This is a genomic window from Serratia liquefaciens ATCC 27592 (assembly GCF_000422085.1).
GTDB classification, from domain to species: domain Bacteria; phylum Pseudomonadota; class Gammaproteobacteria; order Enterobacterales; family Enterobacteriaceae; genus Serratia; species Serratia liquefaciens.
The window spans coordinates 3,148,044-3,161,869 of sequence record NC_021741.1; the positions used below are offsets into that span (position 1 = coordinate 3,148,044).

Genomic DNA, 13,826 nt, shown 5'->3' on the forward strand with positions numbered 1-13,826 from the left:
TGATATCAGCACTTTAACAGTGTGACCGCCTGCTTGAAGGAATATAACCTTATAAATATAGTTCAAAATGGAATAACAAAGTGCGCTTACACCTGTGGATGATAGGCGAACAGCGCCGGCGCACCGCCGGTATGGATAAACAGGATCGGGCCCTCGTCACGGAAGCGCTGCTGGGCTACGCCGTCGATCAGACCGGCCATCGCCTTGCCGCTGTAAACCGGATCCAACAACACCCCTTCCTGCTGCGCCAAAAGCTGTATCGCCGCCGTGCCTTCTTCGTTTGGCATACCGTACTGCGGCGCAAAATAGTCGTCCCACAGCGTAATTGGTGCCAGTTGGTCAATATCCAATGAACAGGCCAGCGCTTTTTGGATCAGCTCCACCTTGGGCAACTGGTCGATCACCTTGCGTGAAACAGTTACACCAATCAGTTGCGTTTCCGGCAGTAACTGCTGCAGGCCAACGGCCAGCCCGGCATGGGTTCCTGCGCTGCCCGAGGCCACCACTACTGAGCTGAATGCAACGTTGCTGCGCTGGCTCTGCTCGGCAATTTCCAACGCACACTGCACGTAACCCAGCGCCCCCAGCGCATTGGAGCCGCCTACCGGCACCACATAAGGCCGGAAGCCTTGCCCTTCAATACGGGTCGCCAGATCGGCCAACTGCTGTTGCGGGTCATGCAGCGCGTCACACATCACCACTTCCGCGTTAAACAACCCGAGCAGCAAGCGGTTACCGTTGGTCAGGTAGTTTTCTGCCTGAGTGTCGATTGGGTTTTCCAGCAACGCTACGCAGTGCAGACCCAGCTTGGCCGCCACTGCAGCCGTTTGGCGCACATGGTTGGATTGGATGGCGCCGGCGGTGAGCAGCGTGTCCGCGCCTTGACGCAGCGCTTCTGCGGCAAGAAATTCCAGTTTTCTCAATTTGTTACCGCCCATCGCCATCGGCGTGACGTCGTCACGTTTGATGTAAATTTCGCGGCCAAGGTAGTCTGAAAGGCGAGACAGTTTTTCGAGCGGAGTGGCAGAGCCCACTAAATCGAGGCGCGGGAATTGCGCCAGTTTGTGTTGCAGATTCACAACTTCCCCCAGGGAATCAGGTATCAACATCTAAACGATAGATTTAGCAGATGTGAACCTAATAATCACTCTTTATTCGTAACGGGGAAAGGGTGAGAGCCCCGGCTGGCGTGCCGGGGAAGCCAGATCAGTAGCTTTTTTGCCAGGCAAGGTACTGGTCATATTTGCGCAGCGCAATGCGGTAATTGTTGTGCGCCGCAGAAGGCAAGTCTTCGATAATACGCTGATGGCTGGCGTTACTGGCGAATTTATCCGCCGGATAGTTGCGCTCCACCAGCATTTCATCCAGCCGCCGCAGGCGCACCACGTATTCACGAATGGTGCTGTGGCTCATTTCGGTTTGCTCAAACAGATATTGCTTAAACGACATAATATCGAAATAGCTCGGATGGCTATTGCAGGAGATCTCACTGCAAAAGCGGCACAGCGCCGTCAGCTCATTTTGCACATTCAGCCAAACGTGATCGTCAATCGGCTGATCCATGCGCGCAATGGCATCTTTGTTGATGATCTTGCCACGAAACACCAACGCCATGCGATCCAATAGCTTGCCGCACTGAGAGCAATGGGTCTGGCTGTGTTTGTAATCTTTCAAATAACGACTCAGCGGCCGTTTTTTCAATAATATTCCTGGCATAGAAGCAGTCCGATTATCGCAATGGTGATCAGGTTGAAGGGGCAGAGTTGAGTGCATGTCAGTTCTCGTTCGCCAGGCGGGAGCGCAGGCGTTTTATTGCCTGGCTATGCAATTGGCTGACACGTGATTCCCCTACGTCCAGCACGGCGCCGATCTCTTTCAGGTTCAACTCTTCCTGGTAATACAGCGTCAGCACCATTTTTTCGCGTTCCGGCAACGCCTCAATGGCGTCAATCACCCGTTGGCGTAAATTGCCCTCCAGCAGATGATGTAACGGATTGGCCTCTTCGTGCCCTTCCAGCAGCGGTTCCGCGCTTTCGCCATGCTCTTCCCGCCATTCGTCGTAGGAAAAAAGCTGACTGTTATTGGTGTCCAACAGAATTTGACGGTACTCATCCAGTGGCAGGTTCAGCGTCTGCGCCACTTCCACTTCGCTGGCCGGCCTGCCGAGCCGCTGTTCCAACTGCCGCATCACCTGCGCCACTTCACGGGCATGGCGACGCACGCTGCGCGGTACCCAATCACGGCTGCGCAGCTCATCGAGCATGGCGCCGCGAATGCGTTGCACCGCATAGGTGGTAAAGGCGGTTCCCTGCAGGGCGTCATAACGCTCAACGGCGTTTAACAGCCCAATTCCCCCGGCCTGCAGCAGATCGTCGAGCTCCACGCTGGCGGGCAGCCTGACCTGCAGGCGCAACGCCTCGTGGCGCACTAACGGAACGTAGCGCAGCCAGAGAGAATTTTTGTCCATCACGCCTTCGGCGGTATACAGATCGCTCACTATGTCTAAAACCTGCGGATAAGAGAGTCAGCGCTATTATCCGTAGGGGGCAAAATGCCAATCGGCTGAACAGTCGTACAAAACAGGCCTTATTTGCGCCATGCATTAGCTGAGCGGTGCGCGACCATAAAAAAACCCCGCCGAAGCGGGGTTCTTTTGCGACAGGTTAATCGGGGAGAGTCGATTAACGCAGCAGGGACAACACGTTCTGAGTAGACTGGTTAGCCTGTGCCAGAACAGAGGTGCCAGCCTGTTGCAGGATGTTGGCACGGCTCATGTTAGACACTTCGGTCGCGTAGTCAGCATCTTGAATACGAGACTGAGAAGCAGACAGGTTGTTCACGGTGCTGTTCAGGTTGTTGATAACAGAATCGAAACGGTTCTGTACCGCACCCAGGGAAGAACGCAGACCGTCAACCTGAGCCAATGCTTTGTCCAGGGTTGCCAGTGGGTCTTTAGCATCAGTGTTAACAGCGCCTTTGGTGACTGCACCGGTTTTTCCATCGACAGTAGCGTTATTGTAAACGGTGTTGCCATCGGCATCTTTGCTCTTAACAACGAAACCGGCTTTACCAGTGCTGTCAGTATAAGAATGCAGCTCTTCGCCTGCAGCCAGGCCAGTTACGTTGGTTTTACCAGCAACGGCTACATCTTTAACTGCAGTTACACCACCAGCTGCTGCCGCAGTGCTGACATCTTTGCCTGTATCGTAGTTAAATTTGCCTGATGCATCGACAGTCGCTGCATAGTATTTGCCTGCATCGTCTTTAACTGCATACTTGGTAACACCGCCTTCAGTATAGGATGCGTACGGATCTGTACCATCCAGTGTTGGAGTAGGAGTACCAGTTTTAGTCCCGGTACTTGCAGCCACTGTTTTATCAACGGTAGTTACCGCGGCACCCACTTTATTAGTGTTTTTAGAAGCAACGCTGAAGTCTTGCAGACCCAGAGTATCTTTATTGATATTTTTCAGGTCGATTTCAATTGTTTCGCCATCGTTAGCGCCAACCTGAACGGTCAGTTTCTGGTCGCTGCTCAGTACTTTTACGCCGTTGAAATCGGTCTGCTGAGAGATACGGTCGATCTCAGACAGACGCTGGGTGATTTCGTCCTGGATGGACTGCAGGTCGCTGGAAGAGTTAGAACCGTTCTGCGCCTGTACGGTCAGACGACGGATGTTTTGCAGGTTATCGTTAACTTCGTTCAGTGCGCCTTCAGTGGTCTGCGCCAGAGAGATACCGTCGTTGGCGTTACGGGAAGCCTGAGTCAGGCCTTTGATGTTAGCGGTGAAACGGTTAGAGATCGCCTGACCCGCAGCATCGTCCTTGGCGCTGTTGATACGCAGACCGGAAGACAGACGCTCGATCGCAGTACCCAAAGAAGACTGAGATTTGTTCAGGTTGTTCTGCGCCATCAGCGACAGGCTGTTGGTATTAATTACTTGTGCCATTGTATGCTTTCCTTACGTGTCAGTTGCGATCTTCGCAACGTAGTTAAAAGGTTCGGGCTGCTTTGCCCACGGCGTCAACCACCGTCCCATCAGGTATCGGCCCTCCCCCTGCAACCTTTAGAATTTTTTTGTTTTTTTTTCGCTTCGCCGCAATGGCAGAAATAACGCGGGTTTTCCTTCTTCTATTACGTCATCGTTTTTTAAACTTTCCGGTAAACTTTTTCTCCGCTGGGCCGATAAACGCGTAAAGCGAATAAAGTCATTATTAAGGAGAATTACGAATGGCATCGATCAGTTCATTAGGCATCGGCTCAGGACTCGACCTCAACGGCTTGCTGGACAAGCTGAGTAAAGCGGAACAGCAGCGTCTGACCCCGTACACCACCCAGCAGACCAGCTATAACGCCCAGTTGACTGCCTATGGCACGTTAAAAGGCTCGCTGGAGAAGTTCGATAACCTCAGTAAAGAGCTGGCGAAACCGACGTTTTTCAACAACACCACCGCCAGCAAACACGATCAGTTTGCCATCACCACCACCGACAAGGCCGTGGCGGGTAACTACAGCGTTGAAGTGCTAAAGCTGGCGCAGCCGCAAACGCTGACCACACAGGCCCCAGTGACCGATCAGACGGAAAAACTGGGCACCGCAGGCAGCAGCGATCGTTCAATCAGCATCACCGCCGGCAACCCACCGAAAAACGTGAATATCCCACTGAGCGATGACCAAACCTCGCTGGTGGAAATGCGCGATGCGATTAACAATGCCAAGGCCGGCGTCAACGCCAGCATCATGCGAGTGGGTGACAACGACTACCAACTGGCACTCAGTTCCACCACCACCGGCGAGAAGAACACCATTTCGGTGCAGGTCAACAATGACGATAAGCTAGGCGCTATCCTCAACTACGACCCCACAGCCAAAAGCAACGCAATGAAACAAACCGTGGCCGGTCAGGATGCTGAAGTGCTGGTTAACGGCACGAAAATCAAACGCAGCACCAACTCGATTGCCGATGCCCTGCAGGGCGTGACCATCGATCTGAAAACCACCACCAAAAAAGATGAACCGCAAAACCTGGTGATCAGCACCGACAAAACCGGTACTGCTGACAAGATCAAAGAGTGGGTCGACAACTATAACTCGCTGCTGGATACCTTTAACTCGCTGACCAAATATACTCCGGTCAAAACCGGCGAGGCGCAGAATGCCAAAAACGGCGCGCTGCTGGGGGATAACACCCTGCGCGGTATTCAATCGTCGATTAAAAGTGCGCTCAGCGCAGCACAGGATAACCCGGATCTGAAAGGCTTGGGCAATCTGGGCATTTCAACCAATACCAAAACCGGCAAGCTGGAGATCGACAGCACTAAGCTCAACAAAGCCATCGATGAGAAACCGACGCAGGTTGCCAACTTCTTCGCTGGCAACGGCACTGATACCGGCATGGCCACCGAGATCCACAATGAGATCCAAAGCTACATCAAGGCCGGCGGCATCATTGAGAACTCGACCAAAAGCATCAATACCAACCTCGATCGCCTGAACAGCCAGATCACCACCGTGACGGCCAGTATTCAAAGCACTATCGATCGTTATAAACAACAATTCGTCCAACTGGATACCATGATGTCCAAACTGAGTGGCACCGGTGATTATTTAAAACAACAGTTCAAGTAAGAACTTTTTAACCAGGTAAAAAATCGCATGTATAACCGTAGCGGAACTCAGGCCTACGCCCAGGTCAGTCTGGAAAGTGGCGTAATGAGCGCCAGCCCGCACCAGTTAATCGTGATGTTGTTCGACGGGGCGCTTAGCGCCCTGTTACGCGCACGGATACTGATGAATCAGGGTGATATCGCCGGCAAAGGACTGGCTCTGTCTAAAGCCATCAATATTATCGATAACGGCCTGAAAAGCGGTCTCGATCATCAACAGGGCGGTGAAATGGCCGATAACCTGGCGGCGCTGTATGACTATATGAAGCGACGCCTGATGCAAGCCAACCTGCACAATGACGAAGCGGCGATTACCGAAGTGGTGAAGCTGCTGGAAAATATTGCTGACGCTTGGCGCCAGATTGGCCCCAACTACCACCCCACTCAGGACGCCGTGTAATGGAACGTCAACAACAGCTGTTAGCCGCCTATCAGCAGGTGTATAGCCTGAGTAGCCAGATGATCGTTCTGGCACAAACGGAAAGATGGGAAGACCTGGTCGAGCTGGAACTGTCCTACGTGACGGCGGTGGAAAGAACCGCCGCCTTTACCGGGCAGGCCGGTCCCTCAATGGCACTACAGGAATTGCTGCACCACAAGTTGCAGCAGATCCTGGATAATGAAACCGAACTGAAGCGCCTGCTGCAACAACGTATGAATCAACTGAAAGAATTAATCGGTCAGTCGACGCGGCAAAACGTGGTCAATAATACTTATGGTCAGTTTCACGATCGCGCCCTGTTGTTGGGAGACCCACAAGTCAGATGAGTTCGCAGCAATAACGACGAAGGCAGAATAGATAGCAGCATGCACTATTACTCCCTGGTTAAGTCAGGATATTAATCCATGGCATTTGAATTATTCAGATAATGGGTAATTAGAAAAAATGCACAATTCGAGCCTTGCTCTCACTTTAATGGATAAATACCATTCCGACACGGACGTTTTCTGTTCAGCAGGAAATTGATTTTTGATAGATAAAACACGTCGTTGTGTTTCACAACCTATGGAAAGATGTTGCTCCAACGCCAATCAAAGCGTAAAGATATTCATAGATAATGGCTGCGAAATGAATATCGATGGAACGTACAATTAATCTTTGTCCAGGAATTGGTGCATCGGCACACATCATTCAGCATACTGAATTATTATTTCCTTCAGTCTATTTTGAGCAACCGCATCTGTATCTGGTACAGCAAGGCCACAAACGCGTGCGTTGGCAACAGCATGAAGTGGTGGCACATGCGGGTGAGCTGTTGATTATCGACGGAGGGCAAACCGTGGATATTATCAACGAGCTTTCCGAGGAGGGGGTATTCAGCTGCCAGCTATTGGCCTGCGATCCGCAGTTACTCAGCATACCACCGACCCAGGCTGAAAGCGCGCCACTGAGCCCCTTCGACGCGGTGATGGCGTTACGTAACCTGCCCTGCGCGTTGATACACAGTTTCGAGACCACCAGTTTGGCGCTGACGCTTAAGCATCGTTTCCCCACGGTCATCATTCGCCACAAAATGCTGGAAATATTGCTGTGGTTAAAACAATTCAATATCAACTTCATTCATAACGAGGCCAGAAATTTAACCCAGCGAGTACGTCGCTGTCTGGCAACCGATCCGCATAATATCTGGACCGCGGCCGAGGTGGCGGAAACCCTGTCGATGAGCGAAGTCATGCTGCGACGCAAACTGTCGGCGGAGAATACCGCGCTGCGTAATCTAATGATCGACGTGCGTATGAGCAGCGCACTGACCTTGCTGCAATCTACCGATTGGCCAATATCCGCCATCGCTCAGCACGTGGGCTATGAAAGTTCTTCGCGATTTGCCGAGCGCTTTCGCAAACGCTTCGGTTTTGCCCCCACAGCCATTCGTGGGCACCAGCGAGCCATGGAACCCCAGGCCATTCGCCCCGATCCTTTCAGCATGATGCAAGCCCAGGAGTGATGACCTCCGGGATAAATTAAATCATTGAACAATGAAAGCGTCGTTTATACAGGCAATATTGGCGCAAAACAGGCGGGTGGGATAGCATCGGCGGGCATTCAGTCATCGGAAGGGAATAAACCATGCTCAACGAAAAACTGCTGTTTTCCCTAGTTGTGTTGTTGCTCGGCATGTGGCTGCTGGGTTTGGTGTATGAAGAAGACGCCATGCGGCTGCTGGCGGGAAAATAAAGCGGCAGGGCCACCCAACGTGGCCCGGGTTATTTTAGCTTTCTTTAATTAAAACGCTTATTAATACAACCAAAACGATCAGAATTAAAATACTGAACAACCGCCATCTGCGTTCACTTTTGCTACACATTATCTTATCCGGTAATTGAAACGACCTTAACCCGGAAATTATAACCCCGTGAATACCATGGCAATGTGAGTTTAACCGGGGTTTCTGCCCTGCTACTCCAGCGATTGATGTTCCCGGCCAGACACTTGTCTCGGCTTTAGAGAAGCTCTACATCTCAGAATCCGGAACCGATACTTACCTTTCGCTAAAAAGCAAAAACCCACCGTGGGTGGGTTTAGGGTCAGTTCTTAAGCGGCCTTTCCCTGTTCAGCAAAGAATTCAGGCTTTCATTTCTGGCTGCGGGTACAAGGCCAGTCTCATCACACCGGCATATTCATTACTTCTTGATAAGCAGAAACCAGCTTATTACGCACCTGCACCCCTAACTGCAGCGAGATGGACGATTTTTGCAGATCGACCATCACGTCATTCAGGCTAATGCCCGGCGCACCGACTTCGAAATCCTGTGCCTGTTTGCGCGCAGCCTGCTGGGTATCGCTGATCTTGCCGATCGCCGCCTTCAACTCACTGGCAAAACTGATGCCCTGCGCGGATGCGCCTTGCCCCATCTGCCCTGCCTGAATCGCCGTGGCCTGCAACTGCTGCAAAACCCCTTCAATACCCTGAATTGCCATTATGACCTCAATAAAAACGCTGCTGCCGGACGTTGTTGCATCAGGCACTACTTTGATGCTGAACACCCTAACACAGCATTTTCATCCTAAAGCGGCTAATTAACTGCAAAAAACCCGGCTTATCGGGCCATCGAAATGGGCCCTAAGGGCGAATAATAACATGCCCAGAAATGGGAGCGCCGCTATACCCGTCGCTTTTCAAGTTGCAGCGTTGTTGTCTGCCCGCGCTCATCCCAATCACTGTAGGGGGCGAATAAAATCGCCCCGATTAACTCAGGCGCAGCATGCCGCGCCCCTACAAGACCCCGGGATGAGCGAGCGGGTCGCCTGGCAGCAACTTGAAAGGCATAGGGTATATTTATATGTGTATCAGGGAGTCTGTTTTGTCACACAACGCTAACCACACCGTTCATCAGCCTGGCAGGGAGCTACGCCGTGGCCCGCACCGGATCCTGAGCGTCATTGAAGGACTCGGGCTAAAATGAATGCTTCAATCTCCGCTACCGAAAGCCGCGATAATGGCCTGCTGGCCATGTGGAACCGCCTGCGCGCCAACCCCAAAGTCCCGCTGCTGATTGCGGCCTCCGCAGCCATCGCCATCGTGGTCGCGCTGCTGTTATGGGTGAAAAGTCCAGACTACCGCGTGCTGTACAGCAACATTAACGATCGCGACGGCGGCGCCATCGTCACCCAACTGACGCAGATGAACATCCCCTACCGCTTTGCCGAAAACGGCGCGGCGTTGCTGATCCCAGCCGAAAAAGTTCATGAAACCCGTCTGCGTTTGGCGCAGCTCGGCCTGCCTAAAGGCGGTGCCGTGGGCTTCGAACTGCTGGACCAGGAAAAATTCGGCATCAGCCAGTTCAGCGAGCAAATCAACTATCAGCGCGCGCTGGAAGGTGAATTGTCCCGTACCATCGAATCACTGGGGCCGGTACAAAACGCCCGGGTGCATTTGGCTCTGCCCAAGCCTTCGCTGTTTGTCCGCGAGCAAAAATCCCCTTCCGCTTCCGTGACCCTGACGTTGCAACCGGGTCGGGCCCTGGATGACGGCCAGATCAACGCCATCGTTTATATGGTCTCGAGCAGCGTAGCCGGTCTACCACCGGGCAACGTGACGGTGGTCGATCAGGCCGGCCGCCTGTTAACGCAGTCCGACGGCACCGGACGCGATCTGAATGCCGCACAGCTTAAGTACGCCAGCGAAGTGGAAAACCGCTATCAGCGCCGTATCGAAGCGATTTTGGCCCCGATGGTCGGCAGCGCTAACGTACGCGCTCAGGTCACCGCACAGATCGACTTCTCCACTCGCGAGCAAACTGACGAACAGTACCAACCTAACCAAGAGCCAAATAAGGCCGCCGTACGCTCACAGCAAATGAGTCAAAGCGACCAAATTGGCGGGCCATTGGTCGGCGGCGTGCCGGGCGCATTGTCAAATCAGCCGAGCGCACCGGCTGCTGCCCCGATTGAAACCGCCCAACCGGCCACCGCCGGCAATAATGCCGACGCAGCTAAAACCGATACGGCCACGGCGCGCAGTTCGGCAGCCAAGGGCAGCGGGCCGCAAAACTCCCGCCGCGATGAAACCATCAACTATGAGGTCGATCGCACCATTCGCCATACCCAGCATAAAGCCGGGACGGTACAGCGCCTGTCGGTCGCGGTGGTCATCAACTATCGCGGCACCGATAAGGACGGCAAACCACTGCCGATGAGCAAAGAGCAGCTGGCGCAGATCGAATCGCTGGCGCGTGAGTCCATGGGCTTCTCCAGCGCCCGTGGCGATACCCTCAACGTGGTCAACACGCCGTTTACCGATAACGAAATTACCGGCGGCGAGCTGCCGTTCTGGCAGAGCCAGTCGTTTATCGATCGTCTGATCGATGCCGGTCGCTACCTGCTGATCCTGCTGGTCGCCTGGGTGCTGTGGCGCAAACTGGTGCGTCCGCAACTGCAAAACCGTCAGGCGGTACAAAAGGCCGCGCTCGCCGCCGCCGCTACGCCAATGGCCAAGCCGGCTGACAGCAGCAAACCCAGCAATGAGGAGCTGGCGCAGCACAAGAAATCCCAGCAGCGCGTCAGTGCAGAAGTCCAGAGCCAGCGGATCCGCGATTTGGCTGATAAAGACCCACGCGTGGTCGCTCTGGTAATCCGCCAATGGATGAGTAACGAACTATGAGTCTGACCGGAACCGAAAAAAGCGCCATCCTGCTGATGACGCTGGGCGAAGATCGCGCCGCCGAGGTGTTCAAACACCTTTCCTCGCGTGAAGTGCAGCAGCTGAGTGGCACCATGGCCAGCATGAGCCAGGTGTCGCACAAGCAGCTCAATGAAATACTGCGCGAATTTGAAGACGACGCCGAACAGTATGCCGCGCTGAGCGTCAACGCCAGCGACTACCTGCGTTCGGTGCTGGTCAAGGCGCTGGGCGAAGAACGTGCCGCCAGCCTGCTGGAGGACATTCTCGAATCTCGCGAGACCACCACCGGCATGGAAACGCTCAACTTTATGGAACCAATGAGCGCGGCCGATCTGATCCGCGACGAACATCCGCAGATCATCGCCACCATCCTGGTTCACCTCAAGCGTGGCCAGGCAGCGGACATTCTGGCGCTGTTCGACGAACGCCTGCGCAACGACGTGATGCTGCGTATCGCCACCTTCGGCGGCGTGCAGCCGGCGGCGCTGGCGGAACTGACCGAAGTGCTGAACAACCTGCTCGACGGTCAAAACCTCAAGCGCAGCAAAATGGGCGGCGTACGCACCGCAGCCGAGATCATCAACCTGATGAAAACGCAGCAGGAAGAGGCGGTTATCGACGCCATGCGCGAATACGACGGCGAGCTGGCGCAGAAGATCATCGACGAGATGTTCCTGTTCGAGAATCTGGTGGAAGTCGACGATCGCAGCATCCAGCGCCTGTTGCAGGAAGTGGAAGGCGAATCCTTGCTGGTGGCGCTCAAAGGCGCGGAACAACCACTGCGCGAGAAGTTCCTCAAAAACATGTCGCAACGCGCCGCAGATATCCTGCGCGACGATCTGGCCAACCGTGGCCCGGTGCGCATGTCGCAGGTGGAGAACGAGCAGAAGGCTATCCTGCTGGTGGTCCGTCGTTTGGCCGAGAGTGGCGAAATGATTATCGGCGGTGGCGAGGACACCTATGTCTGATCGCATTAATACCCTGCCCTGGCAGCCTTGGTCGCTCAGCGATCTCAACGAGCCCAAACCGGTGCTCGACCCGCTGCCGCTGCCGGTGGAAATCACCGACGGCGCACCGCTGGACGACAGCCTGGTTCGGGAACAACAGCTCACTCAGCTCCGCCTGCAGGCCGAGCAGCAGGGCCAGCAGTTAGGCTATGCGGACGGGCAGCAAAAAGGCTACGACGCCGGCTTCCAGGCTGGCATGGAAGAGGGTCGCCAACAGGGCTTGCTGGAAGCTCAGCAACAGCAACAACCGCTGACCGCGCACTGGCAGCATCTGGTGACGGAATTCCAGCACACGCTGGACGCCCTCGACAGCGTGATTGCCTCGCGCCTGATGCAGTTGGCCCTGACTGCCGCCAAACAGGTGCTGGGCCAACCGCCGGTGTGCGACGGCACTGCCCTGTTGGCGCAGATCCAACAGTTGATCCAGCAAGAGCCGATGTTCAGCGGCAAGCCGCAATTGCGCGTGCACCCGGATGACTATCAGCGAATCGAGCAACAGTTGGGTGCCACGCTCAGCCTGCACGGCTGGCGGTTACTGGCGGACGGTCAGTTGCATCCTGGTGGCTGCAAGGTCAGCGCCGACGAAGGCGATCTTGACGCCAGCCTGGCAACCCGTTGGCATGAACTCTGCCGTCTGGCTGCTCCGGGAGACGTTTAATGACCCTGCGCCTCGGCCGCTGGCTGACCTCACTGGATGCGCTGGAAAAACGCATCGCACACGCCCCGACGGTACGCCGCTACGGCCGCCTGACCCGCGCCACAGGTTTGGTGCTGGAAGCCACCGGGCTACAGCTGCCGATCGGTGCCACCTGCCTGATCGAGCGTCACGACGCCGGTGAGGTCCAGGAAGTAGAAAGCGAAGTGGTCGGCTTTAACGGCCAGCGGCTGTTTCTGATGCCGCTGGAAGAAGTGGAAGGCATCGTGCCCGGCGCCCGGGTTTACGCCCGCATCTCGCCGGAAGGCCAAAGCGCCAGTAAGCAGCTTCCGCTCGGTCCGGCCCTGCTGGGTCGGGTACTGGACGGCAGCGCCAAGCCGCTCGACGGCCTGCCCGCACCGGAAACTGGCTACCGTGCGCCGCTGATCACCGCCCCATTCAACCCACTGCAACGAACGCCGATCGAACAGGTGCTGGACGTCGGCGTGCGCACCATCAACGGCCTGTTGACCGTCGGTCGCGGTCAGCGCATGGGGCTGTTTGCCGGTTCCGGCGTCGGTAAAAGCGTGCTGTTGGGCATGATGGCGCGCTACACCCAGGCCGACGTGATTGTCGTCGGTCTGATCGGCGAACGTGGCCGTGAGGTGAAAGACTTTATCGAAAACATTCTCGGCCCCGAAGGCCGGGCGCGTTCGGTGGTGATTGCCGCACCGGCGGACGTCTCACCGCTGCTGCGCATGCAGGGTGCAGCCTACGCCACACGCATCGCTGAAGATTTCCGCGATCGCGGCCAGCACGTGCTGTTGATCATGGATTCCCTGACGCGCTACGCCATGGCGCAACGTGAGATAGCCCTGGCCATCGGCGAGCCGCCGGCCACCAAAGGCTATCCGCCTTCCGTCTTCGCCAAGCTGCCGGCACTGGTTGAACGCGCGGGCAACGGCATCAGCGGCGGCGGGTCCATTACCGCCTTTTATACCGTGCTGACCGAAGGCGATGACCAACAGGATCCGATCGCCGACTCGGCACGCGCCATTCTCGACGGCCATGTGGTGCTGTCGCGACGCCTGGCGGAAGCCGGCCACTATCCGGCCATCGACATTGAAGCCTCCATCAGCCGCGCCATGACCTCGCTGATCGACGAAGAACACTATCGTCGGGTGCGTAACTTCAAACAGATGCTGGCCAGCTACCAACGCAACCGCGATTTGATCAGCGTAGGCGCTTACGTCGCAGGCAGCGACCCGCTGCTGGATAAGGCCATGACGCTGTATCCGCAGATGGAAGCCTATCTGCAGCAAGGCATTTTCGAACGCAGCGGCTATCAGGACGCCTGCCAGCAGCTACAGCAGTTGATCGTTTAACGTCACCAAA

13 protein-coding genes are annotated in these 13,826 nt (G+C 55.3%); 8 read left to right on the forward strand and 5 right to left on the reverse strand.

The features are described from left to right. Positions 1-86 precede the first annotated feature (86 nt). The 4 genes from M495_RS14810 to M495_RS14825 form a co-directional block, all read right to left on the reverse strand. The gene (locus M495_RS14810) at positions 87-1,079 is read right to left on the reverse strand and encodes a D-cysteine desulfhydrase (RefSeq protein ID WP_020827489.1); all 993 of its coding nucleotides are present in this window, start codon (positions 1,077-1,079) and stop codon (positions 87-89) included. Between the two features lie 127 nt (positions 1,080-1,206). Further along, complete coding sequence (fliZ, locus tag M495_RS14815; RefSeq protein WP_041414695.1) at positions 1,207-1,716, reverse strand: flagella biosynthesis regulatory protein FliZ; 510 nt, start codon at positions 1,714-1,716, stop codon at positions 1,207-1,209. Between the two features lie 58 nt (positions 1,717-1,774). After that, positions 1,775-2,497 (reverse strand): RNA polymerase sigma factor FliA, encoded by a 723-nt coding sequence (locus M495_RS14820; RefSeq protein ID WP_020827491.1) that lies wholly within the window; start codon positions 2,495-2,497, stop codon positions 1,775-1,777. A gap of 184 nt (positions 2,498-2,681) precedes the next feature. After that, positions 2,682-3,950, reverse strand: coding sequence for a FliC/FljB family flagellin (locus tag M495_RS14825; RefSeq protein ID WP_020827492.1), 1,269 nt, complete (start codon positions 3,948-3,950; stop codon positions 2,682-2,684). Positions 3,951-4,231: 281 nt separating this feature from the next. Between M495_RS14825 and fliD the strand changes: the two genes are divergently transcribed. The 4 genes from fliD (at position 4,232) to M495_RS14845 (ending at position 7,613) form a co-directional block, all read left to right on the forward strand. Then, the gene (gene fliD, locus M495_RS14830; RefSeq protein WP_020827493.1) at positions 4,232-5,629 is read left to right on the forward strand and encodes a flagellar filament capping protein FliD; all 1,398 of its coding nucleotides are present in this window, start codon (positions 4,232-4,234) and stop codon (positions 5,627-5,629) included. Between the two features lie 27 nt (positions 5,630-5,656). Continuing rightward, a complete protein-coding gene (gene fliS, locus M495_RS14835; RefSeq protein ID WP_020827494.1) occupies positions 5,657-6,067 on the forward strand; it encodes a flagellar export chaperone FliS in 411 nt (136 codons plus the stop codon). Continuing rightward, positions 6,067-6,435 (forward strand): flagella biosynthesis regulatory protein FliT, encoded by a 369-nt coding sequence (gene fliT / locus M495_RS14840; RefSeq protein ID WP_020827495.1) that lies wholly within the window; start codon positions 6,067-6,069, stop codon positions 6,433-6,435. Before fliS ends, fliT begins: the two co-directional genes overlap by 1 nt. A 311-nt stretch (positions 6,436-6,746) precedes the next feature. Further along, complete coding sequence (locus M495_RS14845; protein WP_020827496.1) at positions 6,747-7,613, forward strand: helix-turn-helix transcriptional regulator; 867 nt, start codon at positions 6,747-6,749, stop codon at positions 7,611-7,613. 659 nt (positions 7,614-8,272) lie between these two features. Here the strand turns inward: M495_RS14845 and fliE are convergent. Further along, complete coding sequence (fliE, locus tag M495_RS14850) at positions 8,273-8,587, reverse strand: flagellar hook-basal body complex protein FliE (RefSeq protein ID WP_020827498.1); 315 nt, start codon at positions 8,585-8,587, stop codon at positions 8,273-8,275. 481 nt (positions 8,588-9,068) lie between these two features. Here fliE and fliF point away from each other — a divergent pair, with 481 nt between their 5' ends. The 4 genes from fliF to fliI are packed head-to-tail and all read left to right on the forward strand — an operon-like array spanning position 9,069 to position 13,816. Further along, complete coding sequence (fliF, locus tag M495_RS14855) at positions 9,069-10,769, forward strand: flagellar basal-body MS-ring/collar protein FliF (protein WP_020827499.1); 1,701 nt, start codon at positions 9,069-9,071, stop codon at positions 10,767-10,769. Next, a complete protein-coding gene (gene fliG, locus M495_RS14860; protein WP_012145670.1) occupies positions 10,766-11,758 on the forward strand; it encodes a flagellar motor switch protein FliG in 993 nt (330 codons plus the stop codon). The genes fliF and fliG overlap by 4 nt, the downstream gene beginning before the upstream one ends. Continuing rightward, entirely contained in the window at positions 11,751-12,455 is a 705-nt protein-coding gene (fliH, locus tag M495_RS14865) for a flagellar assembly protein FliH (protein ID WP_020827500.1), read from the forward strand. The genes fliG and fliH overlap by 8 nt, the downstream gene beginning before the upstream one ends. Further along, positions 12,455-13,816: a flagellar protein export ATPase FliI gene (gene fliI / locus M495_RS14870; RefSeq protein WP_020827501.1), complete on the forward strand. Its 1,362-nt coding sequence runs from the start codon at positions 12,455-12,457 to the stop codon at positions 13,814-13,816. The genes fliH and fliI overlap by 1 nt, the downstream gene beginning before the upstream one ends. The last annotated feature ends 10 nt before the right edge of the window (positions 13,817-13,826 follow it).

Excerpts from the sequence above, each read along its gene's own strand:
- fliZ (WP_041414695.1), bottom strand. The coding sequence starts at position 1,716 with ATGCCAGGAATATTATTGAAAAAACGGCCGCTGAGTCGTTATTTGAAA.
- M495_RS14825 (WP_020827492.1), bottom strand. The coding sequence starts at position 3,950 with ATGGCACAAGTAATTAATACCAACAGCCTGTCGCTGATGGCGCAGAAC.
- fliD (WP_020827493.1), top strand. The coding sequence starts at position 4,232 with ATGGCATCGATCAGTTCATTAGGCATCGGCTCAGGACTCGACCTCAAC.
- fliS (WP_020827494.1), top strand. The coding sequence starts at position 5,657 with ATGTATAACCGTAGCGGAACTCAGGCCTACGCCCAGGTCAGTCTGGAA.
- fliT (WP_020827495.1), top strand. The coding sequence starts at position 6,067 with ATGGAACGTCAACAACAGCTGTTAGCCGCCTATCAGCAGGTGTATAGC.
- M495_RS14845 (WP_020827496.1), top strand. The coding sequence starts at position 6,747 with ATGGAACGTACAATTAATCTTTGTCCAGGAATTGGTGCATCGGCACAC.
- fliE (WP_020827498.1), bottom strand. The coding sequence starts at position 8,587 with ATGGCAATTCAGGGTATTGAAGGGGTTTTGCAGCAGTTGCAGGCCACG.
- fliF (WP_020827499.1), top strand. The coding sequence starts at position 9,069 with ATGAATGCTTCAATCTCCGCTACCGAAAGCCGCGATAATGGCCTGCTG.
- fliG (WP_012145670.1), top strand. The coding sequence starts at position 10,766 with ATGAGTCTGACCGGAACCGAAAAAAGCGCCATCCTGCTGATGACGCTG.
- fliH (WP_020827500.1), top strand. The coding sequence starts at position 11,751 with ATGTCTGATCGCATTAATACCCTGCCCTGGCAGCCTTGGTCGCTCAGC.
- fliI (WP_020827501.1), top strand. The coding sequence starts at position 12,455 with ATGACCCTGCGCCTCGGCCGCTGGCTGACCTCACTGGATGCGCTGGAA.